Annotated in this window: 23 protein-coding genes; all 23 read right to left on the bottom strand. The window is 51.5% G+C overall.

Features of this window, described 5'->3' with window-relative positions:
- The 23 genes from EG028_RS13005 to EG028_RS12895 all read right to left on the bottom strand — a co-directional run bounded on the left by EG028_RS13005 (nucleotide 1) and on the right by EG028_RS12895 (nucleotide 23,612).
- Nucleotides 1–1,509, bottom strand: coding sequence for a phytoene desaturase family protein (locus EG028_RS13005; protein ID WP_120516741.1), 1,509 nt, complete (start codon nucleotides 1,507–1,509; stop codon nucleotides 1–3).
- Complete coding sequence (locus EG028_RS13000) at nucleotides 1,502–5,371, bottom strand: trifunctional MMPL family transporter/lysophospholipid acyltransferase/class I SAM-dependent methyltransferase (RefSeq protein WP_120516742.1); 3,870 nt, start codon at nucleotides 5,369–5,371, stop codon at nucleotides 1,502–1,504. The genes EG028_RS13005 and EG028_RS13000 overlap by 8 nt, the downstream gene beginning before the upstream one ends.
- A gap of 9 nt (nucleotides 5,372–5,380) precedes the next feature.
- Nucleotides 5,381–6,580 (bottom strand): DUF2062 domain-containing protein, encoded by a 1,200-nt coding sequence (locus tag EG028_RS12995; RefSeq protein ID WP_120516743.1) that lies wholly within the window; start codon nucleotides 6,578–6,580, stop codon nucleotides 5,381–5,383.
- The gene (locus EG028_RS12990) at nucleotides 6,581–6,943 is read right to left on the bottom strand and encodes a 3-hydroxyacyl-ACP dehydratase (RefSeq protein WP_120516744.1); all 363 of its coding nucleotides are present in this window, start codon (nucleotides 6,941–6,943) and stop codon (nucleotides 6,581–6,583) included.
- Nucleotides 6,943–7,566, bottom strand: coding sequence for a hypothetical protein (locus EG028_RS12985; protein ID WP_120516745.1), 624 nt, complete (start codon nucleotides 7,564–7,566; stop codon nucleotides 6,943–6,945). The genes EG028_RS12990 and EG028_RS12985 overlap by 1 nt, the downstream gene beginning before the upstream one ends.
- Complete coding sequence (locus EG028_RS12980) at nucleotides 7,544–8,173, bottom strand: LolA family protein (protein ID WP_120516746.1); 630 nt, start codon at nucleotides 8,171–8,173, stop codon at nucleotides 7,544–7,546. The genes EG028_RS12985 and EG028_RS12980 overlap by 23 nt, the downstream gene beginning before the upstream one ends.
- The gene (locus EG028_RS12975; protein ID WP_162946468.1) at nucleotides 8,166–8,936 is read right to left on the bottom strand and encodes a polysaccharide deacetylase family protein; all 771 of its coding nucleotides are present in this window, start codon (nucleotides 8,934–8,936) and stop codon (nucleotides 8,166–8,168) included. Before EG028_RS12975 ends, EG028_RS12980 begins: the two co-directional genes overlap by 8 nt.
- Nucleotides 8,930–9,967, bottom strand: a complete 1,038-nt coding sequence (locus tag EG028_RS12970) for a beta-ketoacyl synthase chain length factor (RefSeq protein WP_120516748.1) — start codon at nucleotides 9,965–9,967, stop codon at nucleotides 8,930–8,932. Before EG028_RS12970 ends, EG028_RS12975 begins: the two co-directional genes overlap by 7 nt.
- A gap of 5 nt (nucleotides 9,968–9,972) precedes the next feature.
- On the bottom strand, nucleotides 9,973–11,166 hold the full coding sequence (locus EG028_RS12965; RefSeq protein WP_120516749.1) for a beta-ketoacyl-[acyl-carrier-protein] synthase family protein: 1,194 nt from the start codon (nucleotides 11,164–11,166) through the stop codon (nucleotides 9,973–9,975).
- On the bottom strand, nucleotides 11,163–11,426 hold the full coding sequence (locus tag EG028_RS12960; RefSeq protein ID WP_120516750.1) for a phosphopantetheine-binding protein: 264 nt from the start codon (nucleotides 11,424–11,426) through the stop codon (nucleotides 11,163–11,165). Before EG028_RS12960 ends, EG028_RS12965 begins: the two co-directional genes overlap by 4 nt.
- Before the next feature lie 6 nt (nucleotides 11,427–11,432).
- Nucleotides 11,433–12,044 carry a hypothetical protein gene (locus EG028_RS12955; protein WP_185096817.1) on the bottom strand — a complete coding sequence of 204 codons (612 nt, stop codon included), beginning with the start codon at nucleotides 12,042–12,044 and terminating at the stop codon, nucleotides 11,433–11,435.
- Nucleotides 12,041–13,288 carry an NAD(P)/FAD-dependent oxidoreductase gene (locus EG028_RS12950; protein WP_120516751.1) on the bottom strand — a complete coding sequence of 416 codons (1,248 nt, stop codon included), beginning with the start codon at nucleotides 13,286–13,288 and terminating at the stop codon, nucleotides 12,041–12,043. The genes EG028_RS12955 and EG028_RS12950 overlap by 4 nt, the downstream gene beginning before the upstream one ends.
- A gap of 20 nt (nucleotides 13,289–13,308) precedes the next feature.
- Nucleotides 13,309–14,376 carry a methyltransferase gene (locus tag EG028_RS12945; RefSeq protein ID WP_120516752.1) on the bottom strand — a complete coding sequence of 356 codons (1,068 nt, stop codon included), beginning with the start codon at nucleotides 14,374–14,376 and terminating at the stop codon, nucleotides 13,309–13,311.
- A gap of 24 nt (nucleotides 14,377–14,400) precedes the next feature.
- Nucleotides 14,401–15,534 carry a beta-ketoacyl-[acyl-carrier-protein] synthase family protein gene (locus tag EG028_RS12940; protein WP_120517005.1) on the bottom strand — a complete coding sequence of 378 codons (1,134 nt, stop codon included), beginning with the start codon at nucleotides 15,532–15,534 and terminating at the stop codon, nucleotides 14,401–14,403.
- Nucleotides 15,531–15,956, bottom strand: coding sequence for an acyl-CoA thioesterase (locus EG028_RS12935; RefSeq protein ID WP_120516753.1), 426 nt, complete (start codon nucleotides 15,954–15,956; stop codon nucleotides 15,531–15,533). The genes EG028_RS12940 and EG028_RS12935 overlap by 4 nt, the downstream gene beginning before the upstream one ends.
- Before the next feature lie 25 nt (nucleotides 15,957–15,981).
- Nucleotides 15,982–16,635 carry a hypothetical protein gene (locus EG028_RS12930; RefSeq protein WP_120516754.1) on the bottom strand — a complete coding sequence of 218 codons (654 nt, stop codon included), beginning with the start codon at nucleotides 16,633–16,635 and terminating at the stop codon, nucleotides 15,982–15,984.
- A 5-nt stretch (nucleotides 16,636–16,640) separates the two neighbouring features.
- Nucleotides 16,641–17,063 carry a 3-hydroxyacyl-ACP dehydratase gene (locus EG028_RS12925; RefSeq protein WP_120517006.1) on the bottom strand — a complete coding sequence of 141 codons (423 nt, stop codon included), beginning with the start codon at nucleotides 17,061–17,063 and terminating at the stop codon, nucleotides 16,641–16,643.
- A gap of 94 nt (nucleotides 17,064–17,157) precedes the next feature.
- A complete protein-coding gene (locus EG028_RS12920; RefSeq protein WP_120516755.1) occupies nucleotides 17,158–18,042 on the bottom strand; it encodes an LpxL/LpxP family acyltransferase in 885 nt (294 codons plus the stop codon).
- A complete protein-coding gene (locus EG028_RS12915) occupies nucleotides 18,042–18,299 on the bottom strand; it encodes a phosphopantetheine-binding protein (protein ID WP_120517007.1) in 258 nt (85 codons plus the stop codon). Before EG028_RS12915 ends, EG028_RS12920 begins: the two co-directional genes overlap by 1 nt.
- A gap of 123 nt (nucleotides 18,300–18,422) precedes the next feature.
- Nucleotides 18,423–19,643 (bottom strand): beta-ketoacyl-[acyl-carrier-protein] synthase family protein, encoded by a 1,221-nt coding sequence (locus EG028_RS12910; RefSeq protein WP_120516756.1) that lies wholly within the window; start codon nucleotides 19,641–19,643, stop codon nucleotides 18,423–18,425.
- 66 nt (nucleotides 19,644–19,709) lie between these two features.
- On the bottom strand, nucleotides 19,710–20,438 hold the full coding sequence (gene fabG, locus EG028_RS12905) for a 3-oxoacyl-ACP reductase FabG (protein ID WP_120516757.1): 729 nt from the start codon (nucleotides 20,436–20,438) through the stop codon (nucleotides 19,710–19,712).
- A gap of 83 nt (nucleotides 20,439–20,521) precedes the next feature.
- Complete coding sequence (locus EG028_RS12900) at nucleotides 20,522–22,099, bottom strand: HAL/PAL/TAL family ammonia-lyase (RefSeq protein ID WP_120516758.1); 1,578 nt, start codon at nucleotides 22,097–22,099, stop codon at nucleotides 20,522–20,524.
- A 226-nt stretch (nucleotides 22,100–22,325) separates the two neighbouring features.
- Nucleotides 22,326–23,612 (bottom strand): hemolysin family protein, encoded by a 1,287-nt coding sequence (locus tag EG028_RS12895; protein WP_120516759.1) that lies wholly within the window; start codon nucleotides 23,610–23,612, stop codon nucleotides 22,326–22,328.
- Nucleotides 23,613–23,629: the final 17 nt, after the last annotated feature.

Below are 23,629 nucleotides of genomic sequence, written 5' to 3'. Positions count from 1 at the left end.
TTAAGCCATCTTGATATCGTGCAATAATTTTTCCATATCCAGTAATTCCGAACAGGTCACCACGGAGCTCATGCTCACGCCGAGTATACCGTGCATGTTCAGGTTCTGCCCGGTGAGGAACAGGTTGTTCAGCTTCGTCCGGGAAGAAATGAAGGTACGCAAAGGATCGTTACTGTCCTTCAGCACGCCGTACATGGATCCATCCGAGGTACCGATGTAATCGCGGAAAGAAAGCGGGGTGGCTACGTAGTAGCTCTGGATGCACTGCCTGAGCACGGGGAAACGTTTTTCCACCATGTCCAGAAGTTTTTCTGCTTTTTCTTTTTTGAAAGCTTCATAGTCATCGCCACGGTCGCCCTCGCTCGTCACGGTGTTGAAGGTATCGATCCAGGGTGCCACGTCTTTGATGTTCATGTATGCCATGATGGACAGGCCGTTTGCAAAACGGTGATCTTTCGCGTCAGGGGAAATGAACATCGCGTAGCCCGTGGGCCAGGTTTCTTCGGTATAATCATGACCTCCCCACACGCTTTCCACGCCGTGGTAGTAGTAGTTGTAATTCATGTGCGGGAACATACCGGGCTTCAGTACGGCGTTCACCATCAAAGTGGAATTGCCATTCTCCAGCGATTTAATGCGGGAGCGGTAAGCCTGGCGGATCACGTCGGACTCCAGCATGTCCAGCGTATTGGCCGGGTGTACGTTCGAGATAAAATGTTTGGCCCTGTATTGTTCGCCGGTGGCGGTTTCTACAAACTGCACCTCGTGCCCTTCGGCCACAATACGTTTCACCTCCTGGTATTTGATCATCGTACCACCATTCTCCAGGATCACGCGCCCCAGCCACTTCCCGATCTGGGAGCCGCCGTTCACGCATTTCCAGGAGCTTTCGATATAGCTGTTCAGCACCAGTGCGTGCACGTACATCGGCGTTTTGCCTTCCACACCGGCGTACAGCGGGTTGTTCGCGGCCAGCACCTGGGTGAGGCGGCGGTTGGAACTGAGACTGTTGATATATTCAGCGGCATTGATGCTCAGCACGGATTCTTTTTCATCAAACCCGCCCATACGGAGGTTGTACAGCGGAAACTTGGTGCAGATATACTGGAGCATATCGCAGTATTCACGCAGCGCCTTTTCTTCACCCGGAAAGTCTTTCAACAATCCTTCGATGAACAATTCATAACCCTGCGCCATTTTATATTCCTTGTTATCTCCCGCAAACGCAATGCGGTCAAAACAATCCATATCCAGCCGCTTCAGGTTGAGCTTTTCCATGATGCCCAGGTATTTGAATATCTGGTACATGTTCTGCCCCGGCTCCAGCCCGCCTACGTAATGCACGCCCGAATCAAAAATGGTTTTGTCCCGGGTGAATGTTTGCAGGCATCCGCCGATCTGTTTGTTTTTTTCCAGTACACACACTTTGTAGCCGTTCTTGCTGAGGATTGCTCCGCAGGTTAAGCCGCCCAGGCCACTACCAATGATCACTACATCGTAATTATGCATATTGCTCGCTGAATGAATGTTTTATAATGAAAATAACGTTGGAAGTGAACTTCGTGTTGTCTATCTGCTCTACCGTGCCCCCGTTCTTTTCCACAATGCTGCGGAGGGTGGAGGAAGAAAAGAACGATAGTTTGTTGCCCGTTTTGTTGAAACCCAGCAAACGTGTGCTGAACAATTCCGTCAAACGTGTGCCTTTGTGCCGTTCGGTAAGGTCCGCATCCCCGTCCCGTACTACGATCACACCGCCCGGGGTCAGTTTTGCCAGGCATTGGCGGATCAGTTTTTCCTGCGCTTCCGGTTGCAGGTAATGGAGTACGTCCAGTATTACGAATGCATCCTGGTGCGGGAGGTTGTATTGTGTAATGTCCGCTGCTTCAAAACGTACATGTTCGTTGCGGATGTAGCAGTATTGCGCGGTGGCGATCTTGTCTTCGTCGTAATCCACGCCCAGGATAATCCTTTCAGAACTCAGGAAGTGGAGCATGTAACTCATAAAGCCGTATCCGCAGCCAATGTCCATGATCTTTCCTTTGGTGGGGAGCAGCTCGTGAAAAAGGGCGTAATTGTTTTCCAGCTTCGTTTTGATACGCATGTACCACTCCAGCACCGGGCCTTTGTAAATATACTGGTAAACGAGCTGTTCGCGGTACCAACCGGGTGTTTCCATGGTTTTGCGCATCTGTTCGTACTCCTGCCGGAAGTACCTGCTCACCAGTTTGGTGCGGGTGCTGTAATTGTCGCCCCAGCGCGTATCGCCCGGTTTGATGCGGGGTAATATCTTCTGGGTAATGGTGCCGTTCTTAAGCAGGAAGTCGCCTTTGGACATGGTATAGGCCGTGCCGTGCAGTACCACGGGGATGATGTCCAGCTTCAGTTCTTCCGCGAGATAAAAGGCGCCTTTGTGGAAACGTTTGATGTTCGCGTCCGAGGAGCGGGTGCCTTCAGGGTAAATGACAATGGAATAACCATTATCCACCCTATCTTTCAGCTTGTCTATACTGGCTTCCGCACCTTCAGCCACCGGGTAATAGTCCGCCATCTTCACCACGTAGCCGAACAACGGCGAGTTGTACACCCACTGGTTCGTGAGGAGCACTACATTCGGCGTCATCGCGGTGGACATGAGGATATCCAGGAAAGACTGGTGGTTGCTGATGATCACCGCCGGTTTTTTAAAGTCTTCGCCACTGGTGTTGACCGTCCTCTTTTTGATGTTGCCCATGATATGAAGCAGGCTCCAGGTAAATTTGGACAGGATCCAGTGGTATATCTTTTTCCCCTTTTCGATATTGATGAAGTTGATGCGGGTGAGGATCACACCGATCACCGTCAGCAGCACGGCGCCTAAGGTATAATACGTAAAGGCGAACATGGACTTTGACCAGCTCCACAGCGTCCATGGTGGTCTTTGGCCCTTCTTTACGCGGTTCGTAATGAGGAAGTTGAAGAAAAACGGTATGAGTACCTGCGACGTCACCACCACGCAGCTGATGCCGATCACCGCTATCAGGGCAATGGAACGCAGGGAAGGATGTTTTGCGAAAATAAGCACACCCAGGCCGAGGATGGTAGTGATGGCGGAAAAGAAGATGGAAGACTTAAAGGACGGCAAATGTTTGCTGCCCGTTTTGTATTCCTGTTGCAGGCCATCCATCGTGAAGATGCTGTAATCATCCCCCAAACCAAAGATGAATGTGGACAGGATGATATTGACGATATTGAACGGAATGCCGAAGAGGCCCATGATACCGAGAATCCATACCCAGCTGATGAGCATGGGAATGAAGGTGATCAGCGCGAGTTCTATCCTGCCGTAAGACAGCAGCAGTGCGAAAAACACGAGTAACGAGGTCATCCACGCGATCGTATTAAACTCTTTCTGTATCAGCTCGGCAAGACGGTTGGCGGTATATTGTTTATCGATCACGATGGTGCCGGGCTGATTTTCCAGGGCTTCGTACACTTCCGTTTTGCGGGCGGGGTCCACCTTCAGCAGGCTGGAAACGGAAGCGGATTGCGGCTTCACGGTCACGAGGTCGTTGATCATACTTACATCCAGCAGCGCGGATTTCTCAGGGGAAATCACCTTGTATTCTTTGCCCAGCAACTGTTCAAACGGATCGAAAGCGGTAGGTTTGAACTTAAACGCCTGGCCTTCGGTTCTTAGCTGCTGCATGAGCCGCTGCTGTTTCTCTGTTGTCCAGTAAGCTTTCCAACGTGCGATCCTCCTTGCCTGTTCTTTTTCGGAGAGCAACAAACCACCCGTGCCCGCGACCTTTTTGATCGCGCCGGATTGCAGGAGGCGCTGGATAGTCGTGTCTGTTTTTTCGCGGTGCTGAAGGGCTTCGTCCAGCGTGTTGCCTTCGGACAGCATGTACACGCTTTGCGCGGTATAGGCATTCAGCCTGTTCAGCTGCGCTTCCGCTTTTTGCAGCCGCTCCGGCATAAAATTCATCCGCATCATATCGCTCTCGAACTTCACATTACCTGCCGTGAAGAAAAATACGATGGTGAGCAGGATGATACCCCAAACGAGGTATTTGTTGCGTTCAGGCCGCCATTCGCTGAGCCTGTCGATGATATTGTGACGGGAGGCCGTTTCTTTTGCGGGCTTGCCCAGTACGACCAGGTGAGGGAGGATAATAAGTGAAAACAATGAAGCGCCAATGAGGCTGAAGGCTGCAAACAGCCCTACATCCTGCAGCATCGGCGATTTCACGAACTGCAGGCATAAGAAACCTCCCACGGTCGTGAAGCTACCTACGGTCATGGGCATGGCCAGATCGCGGATCACCTGCCGGATGTCCGGCAAATGGCGGTAGTGGTTGAACACATGCAGGGAATAATTCACCGCAATACCCAACACCACACAGCCCGCGCCCAGCGCGATCACTGAAATACCACCCTGTACAAGGTATACCATCGCAATGGAGAACACGGCGCCGAACACCACCGGCAGCATCACCAGCAAAGGCGCGCGTTTCCTGCGGAAAAACACTGCGATCAACACGATAAGCAGCAGCAAGGTAATGCCCTGCGTCAGGTAAGTATCCTGTCTCAGCTGCACCGCGTTGCCTACGGACACCGCCGTAGCGCCGAAATAACTGATGCCCGCAACAGTATGCGTCGTTTGCAGCGTATCGATCCAGCTATCAAGACGGGCGAGGAATTGTTTGTTTTTACCCGTTTCATTCGGCGGATGCACCGGCGTGATGAACAACAGGATGTTACGATGGTCTTTGCTCATCACAAATCCGTCGTACAGTTCAAACTGGTCATCTACCTGCAAAGCCTGTAATTTCTTCACGCCCAGCCAGGTGATGCCTACGGGATCGGCTTGTATCACCTGTTTCAGCACCATGCCCGCAGGCGAGATAAGCGTATTGTAATTTGATTCAACCGTTTGCTTCACTTTTTCAGGAGCAATCAGCGAATCTATCGCTGCATAATCCTTTTCTTCAAGAAACACCGGCAGGTGCTCCTGCACTGTGTTCATCAGCCCCATGATCATCCCGTCGTCTGATTGCCCCTGTACGGCTTTGATATCGGCGCGCAGCTGTTCGTTTTCCAATCCGGCCACAAATGCCTGCGCCAGCGCCGTCAGGCTGTCCGGCTGTGCTTCTTTGGTGCTGTCTTTCTGCGAAACCATGATCACCAGCTTGTCCGCGAACTTGGAGTTTTGCAGGAACTGGCTCAGCTGGTCGATTTTTTTATCCCTGGGAAGGATGCGGGTGATATCTTCTTCCAGCTTTATCTGCGAAGCCAGCAGGCCGGCAACGGCAAACAGCGCCAGCGTAAACAGCCACAGCAGCCATTTACGGGCATTGAAAAAATTATAGATGGATATAAAAAATGTTCCCATGGATCAATATTAGTGGTTAACCGCCACGCGTTTTTTCCTGAAAACCGACAGCAGCAGATACGTCACCGTCCCCGCCAGCAGCCCCGCGATCACAGCCAGCGTGATGGCGCCCGTGATGTACTGGAACAGGTTCTGCTTCATGGAATCTATCGTAAGTTCTTTACTGAAAATAAGCCAGGTGGCGTCTTCCGCTACATACATACGCCCGGTGAGAAAACTCAGGTAAATGATCAGCGGGATCATCGGCGGGATGCTGATGTTCGCGGCAATGATCACCAACGCCTTGTTCAGCCGCCACAATGCGGCCAGCGCGATCGCTACCAGCATCTGGAAACCCCAGATAGGCACAATGCCCATAAACACGCCAAAACCGACGGAGAGGGCTTTGCGACCGTTGCTTTCGCCGGGGCTCATCAACAGGTTTTTTAATACCTGTTTCAGGCCGCCTTTGGAAAACAGCAGGCGGATAAAGTTGCGGGGATGTATATAAAGGAACGCGATCGTTACCAATACGGTATTCAGTACGCTGATACGCGAAAAATCGCGGAACGGCCGGAAGTGGGAGACCCTTTCGTCCGCAGGCGGGTAATACACCTGCACGGGCACCCAGTCTACTTTAATGCCTTTCCAGGAGCTTTTAACCAGTACTTCTATTTCGAATTCGTACTTCCGGCAGGCGAAGCGCATCTTTTTCATGGCGTGCAGCGGGTACAGGCGGTAACCGGATTGTGTGTCCGGCCCCTTCAGCCCCGTTTCCACGTAGAACCAGAAGTTGGAGAATTTGTTGGCGAATGTATTTTTACCCGGCATATTCTCCTGCTGCAAATTCCTTGCACCAATGAGAATAGCTTTAGGTTCGGTTTCCAGTTTTTCGAGAAATACAGGAAGATCGCTGGCAAAGTGCTGCCCGTCCGCATCGATGGTAATAGCATAGTCGTAACCCTGCTCTATCGCATATTTAAAACCACGGCGGAGCGCGATGCCCTTGCCCTGGTTCGGCAGATAGGATACGACGGATACCTGCGGGAAAGCGGCCAGTACTTCGGCAGTATGGTCGGTGGCGCCATCGTTCACTACGATGACGTGGCTGGTATAGGAGAGCACGCTCCGCAATACGTCGGCCAGGGTCCCGGCGTTGTTGTAGGTAGGTACCAGCACGCAGATCTTTCCGGCGCTGAATTGCGGGTCGTATGTTGGCGTAGGTTCCATTTATTTAAATCGTCCCTGGAATTTCAGGAAAACGGTTGCTTCGTGTTTGATGACAGCGGTGGTTTTGTACGCCGCTTCGTCAGGCGTCCAGGTGATCTCCACGGTTACCTGCGGCGCCTGCCTCGGGTCGATCATGTTGAGGAATTTCATATTCGAGGCTTTTTCCACCAGCAGGTCTTTGCCTACGGCGGCAGACAGCAGTTCTTGGATGGTTTGCATCATACAAACCCCGGGCACCACGGGCTGATCGGGAAAGTGGCCTTCAAAGATCGGGTGGGCGGCGTTCCAGGCAATAACAGTGTGAACGGATTGTGCGTCCGGCTGCTGTTGGGAAACGATTGTAAAGAATTTTCCTGTTAACATTATTTTTCCACTCGTTGTGATGAAATAGTAAATTTTACTTTTTTATGCTGCACCAGCAGGCTGTCCGGCACGCCGTTGCGGTAATGCGTCATAAACGCCTCCACCACAGGTTTACGTTTCGATCCGTTCTCCACGCGCAGCAGCGTCTGGCAATCCCCGTCCGTGATGTAATAGATCTTCCCTTTCGGCAGATCAAATGCAATATACCGTTGCCCGTTCATGGTATACAACGTAGCGGTGGCAGGGTCCTGGCGCATGAGGATCATTTCGAAATCCTTTCTCAGTGTTTTTACTACTGCTTTTTTATCCATTTTGGGAAGCATGTAGTGTTTGGTAAAACGCCCGTCCTTACTGAATTCGAAGTCAAAAAACTTCATTCCCATCTCGCTCATGAACACCACCCGCATACTGCTGTCCTCCATCGGTTTGAAATACAACAGGCCCGAAAGATGATGCTGCAATACGTCCACCTGCGTGGCGTACAGCACAGGCTGTTCTATTTTCGGGCGAAAACGTTCCAGGCACGGAGCCATATCGTTGTCCAGGCGCATCAGCCCCCGGTAGGCGGAGCTACAGGAAGCCAGCGTCAGCAGCAGCAGGCTATTTAAGAGCAAATATCTCATCAGGTATGGAAACGTTGGTTTCTTTCTGGTTAAAACTGATGATGGTATCGTCCCCGGAACGCTCATGCATGGTGATCTTCAGGACAGACAGGTCTTTTTTGTCCACCAGCAGGTCAATGGAGGCGAAAAAGTCTTTCATCCCTTTGCTCACCGGCGTCATCTGCAACAAATAATACTGTGGGTTCTCCTGCACTTTTGTGGAAAAGTCCGTATTGCCCAGCACATTCCCCTGCACACAATCCGCTGTGATCTTGCTGATCTGTTCAAACAGTTTGTTGCCGCTGGTGGAGATATTTTTATCCGTCCTGGCGTCTTTGATACGGAAATTCCTGCCATTGATCACCATCAGGTAATACGAAGGGCTGCTGTATTCCATCCGCACCTTGTTTTCTTTTTTGAACCAGAACTTGCCTTTGCTCACGATCTTGTCTGACAGCATGCTGAGGTGTTTCTCCTGCACGAAGTCGCTCTTGATGGTATTGGTCTGCTGTGCGGCTTTGGCGAACTGCTGCCTGAACTGCTCCATGTTACCGACAGGCTTAAAACCAGTCTGGGCGGAGGCGTTCAGGGCCAGCAAACAACAGCACCATAAAATCCATTTACGCATAAGCCGGTATTTTTAAAAGTTCATCTATCCGTTTGATGGCGAAACCTTCCCGTTGCAATTTTTTGATGAGCGCCGGGAGTATTTTTACAGTGGCCGCGCAGGTATCGTGAAACAGGAAAATATCTCCCGCCTTGATCTTTTTGGTCACGCGTTCGAACAGTTCATCTTCATCTTTTATCATCGTGTCCAGCGAGCGGATGCTCCAGCCTACTGAAATAAAATCGAATTTTTTAACCGCCCGTGCCAGCATCGGGTTGGTGACGCCGTAGGGCGGGCGGAAAAGTTTGGGCGTCTCTCCTATCACCTGTTCAATCACATCGTTTGCCTTTTGCAGGTCCGCTTTCATTTTGAAGGTCGGGTACAGATCGAAAAGCGCATGATGGGAATAACTGTGATTTCCTATCAGATGGCCTTCCGAATGTATCCTGCGAAGCAGCTCAGGCGCCGCGGCGGCACGGTGGCCGATGCAGAAAAACGCGGCGGATATCTCATGTTTGCGGAGAATGTCCAGTATCTGCGGCGTATAATTTTCAACAGGGCCATCGTCGAAAGAAAGCGCTACGGCTTTTTCCTTTGAATCACCCTTGCATAATGTTTTGATAAAATAGTTGGAATCCACACGGCTGGCGCCCCAGGCGGAGATACCCGTAGCCACTGCCAGCGGGATCAGTATCACCCAGAACGGAATATAATCCATCCTGTACTGGTACAAGAGCATGAAAAAGACCAGCAAGGTCAGGTATGTGATCCAGTCTCTCAGCATGCGCTTAATAAAATGAGTGAATGATGTTTGCCGTTCTGGTGGTTCCAGATCAGTATCTTTTTCGGGGCTGCCGGTGTTTCGCCTTTGAACATGGCAGCGGCAGGAACTGTCCCCTTCTTCAGTATCCCCGCCGTCATCCATATGGCAAATGCGGCAGCTGTGGGATATTCCCCGGACAAATGTTTGAATGCCGCCACCGGTACGCCGGCGAACAGTTTTTCTTCGCCCGCGCCATAATAACCGTCGTTCTTCACATCCCCGTTCCTGCCGGTCACCAGCAGGTCCGGTCTGCCAAAACGTTCCAGGAACTTCGCGATATGCACGAATGTTTCTTCTTCGGACGCGGGATTGTAAAGCATTTCCACCGCCGTAAGTTCTGCTGCGGTGTGTTCGTTCTTCTCCGCGCCCAATACAAAAAAAGCCGCCCCTTCACCCGCTACCGTTCCGTGTGTACCGGAGTGCAGCAGGTTGCCGGTGGATGCGTTTTTATACAGCCTGAAACGGGAAAGAATCTGGTGGGAATAATCGGTGATCTCGTCCACCGCGCCGGCCAGTATTTGTTTTGAAGGGTCTTCAGCCAGCAAAAGCAGGCTGTCCTGCAAAGCATTTTCCAACGAAAAGGCGCCGTGAACAAAAGTATTGTTATAAGCATGGCAGCCCAGCATCAGCGCGATCTGCCCGCTTACCGTATTATGTGTACTCTGGATAAACGCCGTGGGCGTAAGCATATCCTCGTGCTGCGTCACCAGTTTGTTCAGGAACACGCCGGTATCCGCAAGGCAGCCGTATGCCGTACCCATCACGATAGCGTCCGGCATGGAGAGGTTTGCATCCTGTAAACTGATATGCGAAGCGGCTACGCCCATCTTGATCACACGGCCCATGCGGCGGATCTGTTTGATGTCGATCCACTGCTTGTAATCCGGGTCCGCCACGGGCATACGGTCTCCTTCATGCTCCCGGACAGTTCCGGAAAACAGGGCGTTATCCTGGGCGGATACACAACCGGTGCCTTGTATATATGCTTGCATACGTTTTATTCTTTTGAAAATACCAGGCTTGAACAATTACCACCAAAGCCGAATGAATTGGACATTACATGCCGCAGGTTGTTGTCTTTCGAAAAGGCCGTCACCGGGCTGAATGGAATTTCTTTCATCCGGGTGGTAAAGTTCGCGTTCGGGTAAATGATGCCTTCGCGGAGGGCCCAGGCGGAAAAAACCGCCTCAATGCCGCCGCTGGCGCCGAGCGTATGCCCGGTAAAACTCTTGGTGGAACTTGCGGGCGGATATGCGGGCGCAAAAAGCCTTTCCACTGCCTGTCCTTCAGAGCTGTCATTGTTCTGCGTGCCGGTGCCGTGCAGGTTGATGTAATCAATCTCCGAAGCTGCCAGCCCGCTCATTTTCAGCGCGCCCTGCATGGCCATAAAATTGCCGGTGCCTTCGGGCGAAGATGCCGTCTGGTGATAGGCGTCGTTTGCATTCGCAAAACCGCTGAGCCGGCACCATGGCTGGATCTTTTTCGCTATTTCGTCTGATACCAGCACTACGTAACCCGCCCCTTCGCCGAGATTCAGACCCGTGCGGGTATCGTCGAACGGGCGGCAGGGCTGCTGATCCAGTATCATCAGCGTATTAAAGCCGTTGAGCGTAAAACGTGTGAGCGCGTCCGTACCGCCGGCGATCACCACATCCAGCATACCCGCGCGTATCATGCGCGAGCCGTACATCAGCGCGTTTGCACCGGATGAGCAGGCAGTGCTGATGGTGGATACGTGATGCCTGATACCTAAAACATCCGCCACCAGTTCCGTTACCGCACCGCATTCATGATGCACCACTTCGCGCAGGCTGCCTTTGGATGTATCTTCCAGGAAGGCTTTCATAAAGTCTTCTGTTTTGTCCATCCCTCCTACTGTATTCGCAGAAACAAAACCCGCGCGGTATTGGGCAATATCGCCGAGGCCGGTGCTTTGCCAGGCTTCCCGGGCGGCGATCATGCTCAGCAAAGCGGTCCTGCTCCAATGGGCAGGCATGCCTGCTTTTTGGGCCAGCTCCGCGTTGCCCGCCTTCACTTCCACTACCGGGAAGGTATCGGCATGCACGGAATGCAGGTGCTGCAACGTTTTCATTCCCGGCCGCATTTCTTCAAATGCAACCATGCACTGGCCAAGATCATGACCAATGCCGGAAATAACGCCGCCGCCTGCTATCCATACGTTTCCGTTCATGCGGTCTTGTTTTTCTCCGCGGTAATATATTCGGCCATGGTACGCACGGAATAAAAGATATTCGGCCCGTCCTCAGGTTTGGCAATACGGATGTTGTGATGCTGCTGCAGCAAAACGATCAGCTCCAATGCGTCGATGGAATCCAGTCCCAGTCCTTCTTTGAACAAAGGCTGGTCGTTCCCGATGTCTTCCGGTTTTACTTCCTGCAAATTCAATTGCTGAATGATCTGGGCTTTCAGATCTGCCATCAACTTTTCCATATTATGTTATCTGTACAATTTTTCTGCCTGTTCCGCGGTGAACGGCAATGCCATGCCGCGGCTGTTTTTTTCCACCAGGTACAACGCGGCTTCATAACCGGCGTGGTATTGTTCCACCCAGCCGCAGATGCAGGCGTTGATAGCGCCCGTATCCAGCAGTTGCCGCACGTACCCTGTAATAAATTCAATATCGAAATGATCGTCGATAAAAAATGCATTCTCGCCTTTGAACCTGTGCCGTATACTGATCTCGCCGATCACGATGTTCGGCAGGGTGTATACGAACAAAGCGGGGCTTGCTATTTCGCTGACTGTTTCATAATAACGTTCGTCCGTATCCAGGCTGCTGCTGGTGTTCGCCAGCACCACGCCGGTGTCTTCCGGTACGTATATATCCATCGGCATATCCTGCAGCAGTATTTCCGTAGCGGCCCAGCCCAGTTTGCTGAGCAGGTCCATTTTGTGAAACTTCGGATACTGCCCGCTGTAGCGGTCGTACAGGCTGCGCAGGAACTCGGGCAGCCCGGTATTGTCTGATGTAAATACCGGTTCGCCGTTCTTCGTCACCGTATTGTTACGGATCACGCAGGCAGATGTGATATATGCGTTGTTACTCACGCAGTCGGGTTTAGTTTTTCGGTCAGTTCAATGAGACGGGCCAGTCTTTTAGGCCCTTCTTCATGATTTTTCACGTAAGGATTGCTCTGGTCCCACACGTAACCGGCCAATACGGAACATATTTGCTGTTTGATCTCCTGGTCAGGATTTTTGCTGAAGAAAATAGTGTCCAGCGTGCCTTCGTACCAGGCCATCACGTAAGAGCGGAACACGTTCACGCCCTGCAGGGTAGGTTCCATATATTCTTTTTCCCAGTCCACCGCTTCTCCTTTCAGTTTCCTGATCACCAGCTTGGCGGCCGTTTGCGCGGATACCGTAGCCAAAGTTACGCCGGATGAAAAGATCGGGTCCAGGAATTCTGTCACGTTGCCGGTAAGCACAAATCCCTCGCCATAAAATTTATCCGTGGTGGCGCTCCAGGCTTCCAGCTTGCGCGGCTCGAACACAAAAGGCACATCTTTGAAACGTTCCCTCGTATACGGCTCTTTATCCAGCATGGCGCGGAACTGCTCTTCCGGTGTGCCGGCAAAGCGGTCGTGGAAGGTGTGATCACCCACGAAACCTACGGACGTAACGCCGGTGGAGAAGGGAATGATCCAGATCCAGACACCTTTTTCGTGCACAACAGCCGTAATTCGGTTGGGCTCGTCCGCCATGGAGCGGCGGATGTCTTCCGTATGCGCAAAAAGAGCTTTACGGGGCTGGAGAACGGATTGTTTTTCAAGGTTAAACAGCCTGGGTATTACCCGGCCATAGCCGCTGCCATCCACTATAAAACGGGCTTCGATCTGTTTTTTATTGCCGTTGATGTCTTCTACGGTTGTTACAGAATCGGAGCCGGTAAATTTAATATCGGTTACGGTTGTTTCATATTCCACCGGCACCCCCATCTTTTCAACGGTTTGGGCAAGGGTGTGATCGAAATCCGCACGCTGCACCTGCCAGGTCCAGGTCCAGCCGGGGGTATGCTGCTCTTCAAAGGTGAAGTCACAAATCTTGCCGTTCTTTACGAACTTGGCGCCGAATTTCTTCTGGAAGCCGCGTTCCGTGATGGCATCGATGAAGCCGGCCTCTGTGAGGGCGTCCATACAGCGTGGCAAAAGGCTTTCACCGATCACGAAGCGGGGGAATTTCAGCTTCTCGACGATCTTAACTGAATAGCCGGCTTTGTTGATAATGGATGCGGCTACCGTTCCAGCAGGGCCGGCGCCGATTACGAGTACATCCACCTTTTCAGTTTGCATATTAAAGGGTTTAAATTTTCTTAAGCTTTCACACAACGAAGCAGGGTATAACTCAGCCCCACGTTGTTGTTTTCCATCACTACCTCAAGCCCGGCGGCACGGATGCAGGCGAAGAAATCGTCTGTATGGTACATCTGGCTGTTGCCGTTCGCAATGGCGGTGAAATAAAGTGACGTCTGCTGTAAACAGAAAGCAGCCGATTTGAACTGCTGTTTGTTCCAGAACGGCTCCAGGATAAATACGCTGCCGCCTTCATTCAGCGCTTCCCTGCAACGGCGCAGGATGCTGATGATCTCGGTTTCGGAGAAACAATCCAGGAACTGGCTCATCCAGATCACGTCGAAACCTTTCGCAAAGGGCAGGCTTTCGTCGAGGATGTTTGTTTCGTAGAAAGAAACACGGTCTTCCAGGCCGGCTTCCGCGATATTTTTCCTGGCCACATTTACCTGCACGGGCAGGTCCATGATGGTGATATGTACATCCGGATCGTGTTTGGCGCAGGCCATGGACCATTTGCCGGTATTACCGCCAATGTCCAGCAGCGATTTCGGAGAGTGTTCGAATACGATGGGCAATACGCCGGGAAAAGCGAGATCGGAATAATAGTGATCGAAGTTGAACCAGCTGGTGCGGGAAGGTTCGGGGAGAATGGAAAGGCCCTGGTAAATGGTATCCCATGGCCCCAGCTCCTGCAGGCCGCGCGGCCTGCCTTCCGTCAGGCTGTCCTGCAAATGGAACATGGCTTTATAACATACGTCATGCGAAAAATCCATGTTGATGCGGGTAAGCGTATCACTCAGGATAAAAAACCCCGTTTTGGTGAGGGTGTACTTTTTGTCGTTCACCACCAGCATTTCAAGTCCCAGACCGGCTTCCAGCAATACACGGGCGGAGTAACGCGATAATTTCACATGTTCGAGTATCTCTTCGATGGTTACACCGTTCATGCCACTGTCCGCCACTACCTGGAGAATGCCCAGGTCTCTCAGCGCCTTGGAGGCCTGGAAAGCGATAGGTGCGAATGCCAGCCAGAGCGCCTGTTCTTTTGCCTGTAATGCGGTTTTTGTTTCCTTGGTAAAAAAATTCATCTCTTTGATCTGCTTTTTAAAGATTTACAATTTCACTTTACTGAACACCATCGCAGCGTTACATCCTCCGAAGCCGGAGGTCGTTTTGATGTAATGCGCCATGGGCCGTGGCTCTAATTGACTGCTCACCATCAAGGGATGGCTGATTCCGGATGAAGCAAAGCCGGCGGTGGGGATCACTACTTCCTCCTGCATGCTGTACATGCCAATGATAGCCTCTATGAGCCCGGCCGCACCTAATGTGTGGCCGTAATACCCTTTAAGACTGTTCACCGGCACATGCTGCAGGCCCGATAAATGGAATGCTTTCGCTTCCATTTCATCGTTGTAAAGGGTAGCGGTGCCATGCGCGGATACGAACCCGATGTCCGGGGGCTGAACGCCGCTCTGCTGCATCGCCCTGGTGATGGCGGAAGCAAGTTCGGCGCCCGTCCTGGAGGGGCCTGAAATATGGTTGGCATCGTTGCTGGAAGCGCCTTCGCCGAGGCGGATGGCGTCTGTTCCCCACAACAATGTTTTGTTCTTTGTTAAAACTACCGTGGCTGCGCCTTCGCCCAGCGTAATGCCTTTCCTGTCCGCGTCAAACGGGCGGCAGGGCTCGTCGCTCACAGCCTGGAAAGACTGGAAGCCGGAGAGCACGAATTTTGTCAGCACATCCGCGCCGCATACCACTGCGTGGTCGTATTGGCCGGAGCGGATCATCCGCTGCCCGATCAGGATGGCCAGCAGGCCGGAGATGCAGGCGTTGCTGATCACTACCGGGCGGTTCGCCGCCTGGAAATATTCCGCCGTTTTCAGGGCGGTGTGGTGCAGCTGCATCGGTTTGATGTCCGCGCCCAGCCCCTGTTCCAGCAGGGCAATGTTTCCTTTGGTGGTAGAAACAATAAAAGCCGTGCGTTTGTCCCGCAGGCTGATAGTTGTCTGAGCCAGCGCATCCTGAATGCTCAGGATCAGCAGCTGCTCGAATTTTGTGTAGCCTGAAAGGCCTGACGCTGTTACCAGTGGTTGCAGCACTTCGTCCGGTATCACGGAGGCAAAAAACCCCTCGGGCTGACGGCTGATGCCGCTTTCGCCTGCGCGCACCCGGTCAAAGTTTTCACGGGCGGTTGTTCCCAGCGGGGAAACGATGTTTCCCGCAGCTACAAAAACCTCCATCATATCAAACCCCACTGCTTTTTCCATTCCGCAAAGAAGGGCGGAACGGTGAGTTGTAACATGGACCCTTCTTTGTCCAGGAAAACCTGAATGGAAGACCCGGTACACACCACTTCGCGGGTACCCGCATTGTAAAGGGTGTATTCAAACCTGATCTTGGCGGCCTCAGTGTTCACATAACGGGTTTCCACCACTACGGTGTCCCCGTAACGGAGGGGCCGCTTATAATTGCATTCCACGTTCACCACGGGCACGGTGTACCCATGATCGAAAATGTCTAAATAACGCAACCTGTATTTACTGCCGAATGCCTCGCGACCGTCTTCAAAATACCGGATGTAATGGCCGTGCCATACAATTCCTAATGGATCGGCTTCGTTGAACCGGATTAAAACTTCAGCACTCTCGGTCAATACAGGTTGCATGTAATGTTTTATACTAATTGATGAATTATCCGCCGTAGGTGGATTTCCACTCTTTGAACTTTTTCTTTTCGATGTCGTCTATCACGGCTTTCACGCCGGTGAGGTAGAGGTTGGCAAAACCCCAGGCCACACCAAAACGGCCACCCAGAGAGCCTGTAACGCGTTCGGTGAACAGCACTTTTTTTGCTTTCATATCCACCAGCGTTACGTAAGTGGAGATCTCTTTTTTGGTCTTGTTAAAACCTTCCATTACAAGCAGCAGGCCCAGCCCGGTTTTGCCGTTGAAATCAAAACCGCTCACGAGCGATTTAACGTCGTCGGGCGTCAGCGCCTGGTAATCGTCGGAGTTATCGGATTTGATATTGTCCTCGTCGATCTTCGCGTTCCTTTTGTTCACAGGGCCAATGTCCGTGCTTACTTCTTCCCTGTTGAACGCTTCGGCAATGGTGTATTTTTTTGCTTCGTTTACTACTTTCTGGTTAATGCTGGCGTACTGGGTTTCCGGAATATCGTCCGTTTTGAGGGCTGCGTCACCAATGATTTTCGCTTTGGTGAAATCGATTCCCAGGTAAGTCAGTTTTACTGACTTGTCAAATACGTCTTTGGCAGTTTGGGCGGTTACTGTGGTTACTGTCAGCATCAGGGCCACAAAGGGCAGTGCTAGGTGTTTAATTTTCATTTTGCTTATTTATTTTGGGACACAAAAATCTTCATATCACATTCGGCCATGAGGCGGCCGTTCTGTTTCACGGTACCATGGATAACCGTAGCGTTGAACACTTCATGCTCTATCACGATCTCCGTTTCGAGGCTGGTGCCGGCGAGGGGCAGTTCCAGTATCTCCAGGTTCTGGATAGCGCCGATGAAGCCGAGCGGCACAGGCACATTGTGTTTTTTGGCGAGATACCCGATACGCGCGGCGGCGGTCTGCGCAATGTTTTCCACCAGTCCGGGCGCCATGAACGTGCCGTTCTGCACAAATACATTATCCTCCGCGATATCAAAACCGGTGCGGATATTTTTGTCCCCTGCTTCCAGCAGGCGGCTGATCATCACGATCGGGGGGCGCTGGGGAATGTATTCCGTTATGTCTTCTTTGTTGATCATGGTATTCAGGTATATCAGTCTTTCATCCGTTAATAATCTATTTTCAGTGGTCGGATGGAACCTCGCATGGCCGTTTCTCTTGTGAGAAGTTTTTTCAGCCCGGTTTTGACCAAAAATCATAATAATTGAACCACTGCAGCGGATACTGCCGCACTTTCTCTTCCATTACCGCCACAAAATCCTTCATGGATGCTTCGAGCCCTCCCTGTTTTGCGCCCTGGTATGTTTTGGGCGGGGTTGCATACAGGTGGTAGTGTTTGCTGGTTTCCTTAAAAGCAAAAACGAACGAAACCGGCACCCTGAAAGTGGAAGCCAGCAGGAAAGGGCCAACCGGGAAGCGCGCGGCTTCCCCGAGAAACGGCATTTCCGCTGTTTTATTTCCTTCCAGGAAGCGGTCCGCATGCATACACACCAGTTCCTGCTTGCTCAGCGCATCGTGGATGGCGTAAATATGCGATAAATCGTCCTTTAAAACAATTACATTTACATTCCTCCCCCCTGTTATGCCTTCCAGGTAATTTTTAATCCTTTCATGCTCCCCGTCGAACATCACGATATTGATACGGGTATTAAGACGGGTGAACAGGTGGCCGGCCACTTCCCAGTTACCCAGGTGGGCACTGAGCAGAATGCCTCCTTTCTGGCCGGAAACAACCCCGTGAAGGTGTTCTTCCCCGTCAAACCGGAAGCTGAACCGGTTGGGAATGCCCGCCATTACCACGATCTTGTCTATCAGCGTTTGCCCGAACACGTAATAGTTGCGGTACACGCTAATGAAAGAGCGGAAACGGCCGAAGCCAACCTTTCTGTGAAAATACTGGAAAATGGATTTGGAAGAGCGATAGGAGAAAAGGCAGTAGTAACTTGCAACAAATCCCAGGAGAAAATAAGCCGGCCGTACTCCTCCATAACGCAATACACCAATAAAGATCCTATACCCCAGCTTATTTCCTTTGGACTTACCCTGCCAGGATGGCATTATACCAACTCTTTTTGTTTAACACGGGCAATTACATAATCATAGAAGTCCTGGAAGGTAACAATACCTTGAAAGTCTTCGGGTTTAACTTTAAAACCAAAGTTATTCTCAATAGCCACCACCAGGTCTATATAGTCCAGGCTGTCCAGCTCCAGCGTGGCCTTCAGATCGGCCCCGGGGGTAATGCTTTCCACGGCAACTTCAAATTCCTCTGCCAGAAAAGCATTCGTTCGTGTGATAATCTCGTTAATTTCCATAAAAAAAAGTGTGTTCTCCAGATATAGGTTGATTAGACAAATAAGCATTCCCGTTTCTCAATATGGGGCTCTGCTACCGGCAAAATTATACAAATTATGCCCATAACCACCGCATACCGGTTTTTATTGCCATTTCCTGACTACCAGGGAGGAGTTTGTCCCTCCAAAGCCAAAAGAATTAGACAAAAATATATTAAAGTTTTTATTAATTGTATTCGTGATGATATTTAACCGGGCTGAATCTTCATCCGGGTTCTCGAAATTGATGTTCGGGGCTATGAAGTCGTTCTGCATCATGAGCATGGAGTAAACAATCTCGCTGGCGCCGGCCATCCAGCATTCGTGCCCGGTCATGCTTTTGGTGGAGCTGATGGGGGTTTTGCTGCTTTCAAAGATCGCGGCCAGGGCTTTGGCCTCACTGGCGTCGCCCGCGGGGGTGGAGGTGGCGTGGGCGTTGATGTACCCGATCTCTGAAGCGTTCAGGCCGGATTCGCGCAGGGCCATTTCGAGGCTGCGCATGGGCCCGTCCACGCTGGGATTGCTGATGTGGGCGCCGTTGCTGGAAAAACCATACCCCAACACCTCGCCGAGGATAGCAGCTCCCCTGCGCTGGGCGGATTCGAGGCTTTCCAGTATCACCGTGGCCGCGCCACCACTGGGCACCAGGCCGTCACGGTCGCGGTCAAAGGGGCGGGAAGCTTTGGTAGGTTCGTCTTCTTTTACGGAAAACGCCGCAATAGCGTCAAAGTTGCCCATCGCGTATTTGTTCACTTCCTGTGCGCCGCCGCAGATCACCGCATCCTGCAGGCCGTTGCGGATAAACATATAACCAAGGCCGATAGCATGGGAACCACTGGCGCAGGCCGCGCTCACGCTGAAATTCACGCCCTTGAGCTTAAAGATCGTGGCCAGGTTCATGTTCACGGTGGAGTTCATGGTCTGGAACACGGAGCCGGAGCCCACCAGCATGGTGTCTTTTTTCTCACGGATGATGTCCGTGGCTTCTATGATAGGTTTGGCGGAGCTGTCGTTGCCAAACAGCAGGCCTACTTCCTTTGTGTCGATATAATCCTGGTCCATGCGGGCATTGGCGAGCGCCTCGCGGGTGGACATATAAGCATATTCCGCCTGCTCCGGCATCATCAGCCGGGCCCTGCGGTCAAGCAGTCCTTTCAGTTCAGGACGGGCTACATAGCCGGTAAGGCCGGAGCGGTAGCCGAACTGCTTGCGCTCTGCGTCCAGCACAATGCCGGAACGGCCCTGGAACAGTGATTCCCGGACCTCTTCCAGGTCTTTGCCGATGCAGGAGTAAATGCCGATTCCTGTTATCACTACTCTGTTCATGCGCTTTAATCTTTGTATGCCGCTAATTGGATGCGGGCCAAACAATATTTTTTCTCTGTATCCTGATCAGGAGTAAAGGCCGCCGTTGATATTCAGCACTTCTCCCGTGATATAAGACGCTCCTTTTGAAGCGAAAAAAGCCACTGCTTCCGCTACTTCCTCCGCCGTTCCGAAACGTTGCATGGGTACCATGGCGGAAAGTTCCTTTTCAGGCAGGCCGTCCGTCATGTCCGTTTTGATAAAACCCGGTGCAATAGCGTTCACCGTTACGTTACGTTTGGCCACTTCCTGCGCCAGCGCTTTGGTGGCGCCTATCAGGCCGGCTTTGGCCGCGCTGTAGTTCACTTGCCCGGGCGTGCCTTTCAGGCCGCTCAAAGACACCATGTTCACAATACGGCCGTAACGTTTCAGCAACATACCGGTGAGCACCAGTTTGGTCACGTAAAAGAACCCGTCAAGGCTGGACTCGATCACGTTTTTCCAATTTTCCGTGCTCATCTGGAACATCATCATATCCTGGCGGATGCCGGCATTGTTCACCAGTACTTCTATCTGTTTGTCTTTATTCGCGTCTATCCATGCACCCAATACGTTCTGCACTTCTTCTTCCTTTCCCACATTGAACTGCATCAGGGTGCCATCGGTCCCTTTAGCGCGTACCGCTGCCAGCGTTTCTTCCGCGGCAGCCGTGTTGCCTTTATAATTGATCAGGATGTGATATCCCTGTTCCGCCAGTTTAATACATACCGCCCTTCCTATTCCCCTGGAACCTCCTGTTACTAAAGCACATTTCATTCGATCTTATTTGTCTTTTTTTATTCGTCTCATGGAGCCTTACGGCTTCATCAGTTCTTATTTATGTTTATTCTTCTCTGCTATTATTGTACGGGTGATGATTTAGGTTTTTTCTCCACGGCAGGTTCCGTCAGGGAAGGTTCATGGCGCATCAGATAGGCTTTGATCTTCTGCACATCAGCATAGCGTGGAGCGTCTTCAATAAATTTAGGGAAAATAGCCCTGATGTCCTGATAGATTTTGTGCGAGAAGCCCGCCAGGCGCTCCTGGCAATTGAGGTAATCCACCGCCTGCAGCAGGGTCATTACCTGCACGGTAAGCACTTCGAAGGTGTTCTCTATCACTTTGTAGGTCATCTGTGCCGCGTTGCAGCCCATGCTTACGATATCCTGGTTATCATTGTTGTTGGGGATGCTGTGTATATACATGGGGAAACTCAGGGTCTGGTTTTCCGCCACGGTGGATGTAGCGGTGAACTGTACGCCCTGCATCCCGAAGTTGAAGCCCAGCTTGCCGAGGTTCATAAACGGCGGAAACTTGTGGTTCAGCTTGTCGTTCAGCAGGTAATTCAGCTGGCGCTCGCTCAGCATGGAGAGTTTCGTCATGGCGATCTTCACTTTGTCCATCTCCAGCGAAATGTAATCGCCATGGAAGTTGCCGCCGTGGAATACGTTCTTCGCACGGTGGTCCACCACAGGATTGTCGCTTACCGAGTTCAGCTCGCCCACCACGATATTTTCCGCATGTACGAGGGTATCATAAATGGGACCCAGGATCTGCGGCACACAGCGCAGCGAATAATATTCCTGTACTTTATCTTTAAATATCTCCTCTTCCAGTTCTTTATACAGGTGATCGGGCCTGTGGCGGATCATTTTGCTGCCTTGCAGCATACCGCGCATCATTTCGGCCACTTTGTTCTGGCCGTTGTGGCGTTTCACTACGTTCAGCTCATGACTCAGGTGATCGTCAAACGCCTCCACCACTTCGTTGATCATGGCGCTGAGACTACAGCTCCAGAGCAGGAGTTTGCGCGCTTCGATGATGTTCACCAGGGCAATGCCCGTCATAGCGGAGGTACCGTTGATCACGGCGAGGCCTTCGCGGATGTGCACGTCCAGCGGTTTGAGGTCAAGCTGTGCAAATATCACGGCTGCCGGGTGGATCTCGTCTTCATACAGCACGTTGCCTTCGCCGATCAGTGCGTGGGCGAGATGGGCAAGCTGCACGAGATCGCCGCTGGCGCCTACGCCGCCGTGTTCATATATACAAGGGTAAATGTTGTGGTTGATCATATCGCGCAGGAGGTACACAAGGTCTGTGTGCACCCCGGAGAAACCCTGCATGAAGCTGCTGAGGCGCGCTATCATGAGGCTTTTGGTGAGCACGGGAGCAAGGCATTTGCCGGCTCCTGAGCTATGGCTGCGGATCAGGTTGTATTGCAGCTGGAAAGTATCCTCTTCAGGGATGCGGTATTGGGCCATCGGGCCAAAACCTGTATTTATGCCGTAAATGAGCTTTTTTGATGAGAAATTTTTCAGGAACTCAAAGTTGTCATTCACATTCTTTACAGCGGCTTCGTCCAAAACAAGCTCCTCCCCTTCAAACAGTACTCTATGCACTTCTTCCAAAGAAAGCACCTTACTTCCAAGTACGACCATTATCTTAAATTAAATTATTTGTTTATGTAAAAAAGTGCTCAAAAATAGTATAAAGACGGATTTTTTCTAATATCCCCTATAAAATTTTTATCACTGATAACTTTATTGTTACCGGCTTGGCATTCAACTAGTTTATTCGCTGTTGCAGGTTCCCGTTCTTTCGGTTATATAGTCGGCGTCAAACACATGAAAACGCTGCCGGACAGCGTTTTCTGATGTAAATGTATTACTCTTCTGCTATATTTTCAGGGGGAGTCACTAATATTTTATCAATACGGTGGGCGTCCATATCTACAATTTCGAAGGTAAAGTCCCTCCATTCCAGTTTTTCACCCGTTTGGGGAATATGCTCCAGGTGATGAAGGATAAAGCCGGCCAGGGTATCGAACTCCTGTTCGAACTCCGCCATGAGGTCTTCCATGTCAAATTCACTGAGAAAATCGTAGAAAGGTATCTGAGCGTCAATGAGATAGGAGCCATCATCCCGTTTTATCATGTTGTAATCATCCTGGCCGGTTTCGGGCATATCGCCCACGATGGCTTCCAGGATGTCGTTCAGGGTGATCATACCCAGGAAAGTGCCGTATTCGTCCACGATAAAAGCGGCGTGTACCTGGGTTTCCTTAAACTTCTCCAGCACCTGGTAGGCGGTATTGTTGTCCGGGATGAAGAGGGGTTTGCGCATAATGTCCCTCAGCACAGCCAGGTTTCCGGCGGCATAAAGGTCTTTGATGGTCAGAATGCCTTTGATATGGTCTATCTGGCCCTCGCATACGGGGTAAACAGAGTGCGGGGCGGCTTTGATCTTACGTTTGTAGCTTTCTCCTTCCTCGTGGATGTCCAGCCAGATGATATCCGTCCGGTGGGTCATAAGGGAGGTGATATTGCGGTCCCCGAGGTGGAACACGCGTTCGATGATCTCCTGTTCGGTTTCCTCGATGGCGCCTGATGAAGTGCCTTCGGAGATGATCGCCTTGATCTCCTCTTCCGTCACATTGCTGTCAGACGAGCGTTTGAGCCCGATGATCTTTACCAGCGCGGTGGTGGAGCGGCTCAACAGCCATACGAAGGGGAAAGTAAGGCGGGAAATGAAGTACATGGGCTTGGCCACCAGTTTCGCGATCGCTTCGGGGTTTGCCAGCCCTATCCTTTTGGGCAGCAGCTCCCCCAGTACGAGGGTGAAATAGGTGACGCCTATTACGATCACGGCAGTGGCAAGGCCATTGGCGTAAGCGGCCAGGAGCGGGATGTCCAGGAAAAAGGCTTTTACGTCCTCTTTCAGCTGTTCGCCGGAGTACAAACCGGTTAAAATACCGATCAGCGTAATCCCTATCTGTACGGTAGAAAGGAATGTATCCGGGCTATTGGATAATTTAAGAGCGGCTTTGGCTTTTTCGTCCCCTTGCCTGGCTGAATTCTCAAGCCGCACTTTTCGTGCGGAAACCAGGGCTATCTCCGCCATTGAGAAGATACCGTTGAGCAAAATAAGGACGAGGATAATGACGACTTCCATAATATTAAGCCTAAAAA

The organism is Chitinophaga barathri, assembly GCF_003807585.1.
Classification (GTDB): Bacteria; Bacteroidota; Bacteroidia; order Chitinophagales; family Chitinophagaceae; genus Chitinophaga; species Chitinophaga barathri.
Note: the sequence above shows the minus strand (reverse complement) of the source record. Positions and strands in the feature narration are given on the sequence as shown.

Coding starts and splice junctions, on each gene's coding strand:
- EG028_RS13005 (WP_120516741.1), bottom strand. CDS start 1,509: ATGCATAATTACGATGTAGTGATCATTGGTAGTGGCCTGGGCGGCTTA.
- EG028_RS13000 (WP_120516742.1), bottom strand. CDS start 5,371: ATGGGAACATTTTTTATATCCATCTATAATTTTTTCAATGCCCGTAAA.
- EG028_RS12995 (WP_120516743.1), bottom strand. CDS start 6,580: ATGGAACCTACGCCAACATACGACCCGCAATTCAGCGCCGGAAAGATC.
- EG028_RS12990 (WP_120516744.1), bottom strand. CDS start 6,943: ATGTTAACAGGAAAATTCTTTACAATCGTTTCCCAACAGCAGCCGGAC.
- EG028_RS12985 (WP_120516745.1), bottom strand. CDS start 7,566: ATGAGATATTTGCTCTTAAATAGCCTGCTGCTGCTGACGCTGGCTTCC.
- EG028_RS12980 (WP_120516746.1), bottom strand. CDS start 8,173: ATGCGTAAATGGATTTTATGGTGCTGTTGTTTGCTGGCCCTGAACGCC.
- EG028_RS12975 (WP_162946468.1), bottom strand. CDS start 8,936: ATGCTGAGAGACTGGATCACATACCTGACCTTGCTGGTCTTTTTCATG.
- EG028_RS12970 (WP_120516748.1), bottom strand. CDS start 9,967: ATGCAAGCATATATACAAGGCACCGGTTGTGTATCCGCCCAGGATAAC.
- EG028_RS12965 (WP_120516749.1), bottom strand. CDS start 11,166: ATGAACGGAAACGTATGGATAGCAGGCGGCGGCGTTATTTCCGGCATT.
- EG028_RS12960 (WP_120516750.1), bottom strand. CDS start 11,426: ATGGAAAAGTTGATGGCAGATCTGAAAGCCCAGATCATTCAGCAATTG.
- EG028_RS12950 (WP_120516751.1), bottom strand. CDS start 13,288: ATGCAAACTGAAAAGGTGGATGTACTCGTAATCGGCGCCGGCCCTGCT.
- EG028_RS12945 (WP_120516752.1), bottom strand. CDS start 14,376: ATGAATTTTTTTACCAAGGAAACAAAAACCGCATTACAGGCAAAAGAA.
- EG028_RS12940 (WP_120517005.1), bottom strand. CDS start 15,534: ATGATGGAGGTTTTTGTAGCTGCGGGAAACATCGTTTCCCCGCTGGGA.
- EG028_RS12935 (WP_120516753.1), bottom strand. CDS start 15,956: ATGCAACCTGTATTGACCGAGAGTGCTGAAGTTTTAATCCGGTTCAAC.
- EG028_RS12930 (WP_120516754.1), bottom strand. CDS start 16,635: ATGAAAATTAAACACCTAGCACTGCCCTTTGTGGCCCTGATGCTGACA.
- EG028_RS12925 (WP_120517006.1), bottom strand. CDS start 17,063: ATGATCAACAAAGAAGACATAACGGAATACATTCCCCAGCGCCCCCCG.
- EG028_RS12920 (WP_120516755.1), bottom strand. CDS start 18,042: ATGCCATCCTGGCAGGGTAAGTCCAAAGGAAATAAGCTGGGGTATAGG.
- EG028_RS12915 (WP_120517007.1), bottom strand. CDS start 18,299: ATGGAAATTAACGAGATTATCACACGAACGAATGCTTTTCTGGCAGAG.
- EG028_RS12910 (WP_120516756.1), bottom strand. CDS start 19,643: ATGAACAGAGTAGTGATAACAGGAATCGGCATTTACTCCTGCATCGGC.
- fabG (WP_120516757.1), bottom strand. CDS start 20,438: ATGAAATGTGCTTTAGTAACAGGAGGTTCCAGGGGAATAGGAAGGGCG.
- EG028_RS12900 (WP_120516758.1), bottom strand. CDS start 22,099: ATGGTCGTACTTGGAAGTAAGGTGCTTTCTTTGGAAGAAGTGCATAGA.
- EG028_RS12895 (WP_120516759.1), bottom strand. CDS start 23,612: ATGGAAGTCGTCATTATCCTCGTCCTTATTTTGCTCAACGGTATCTTC.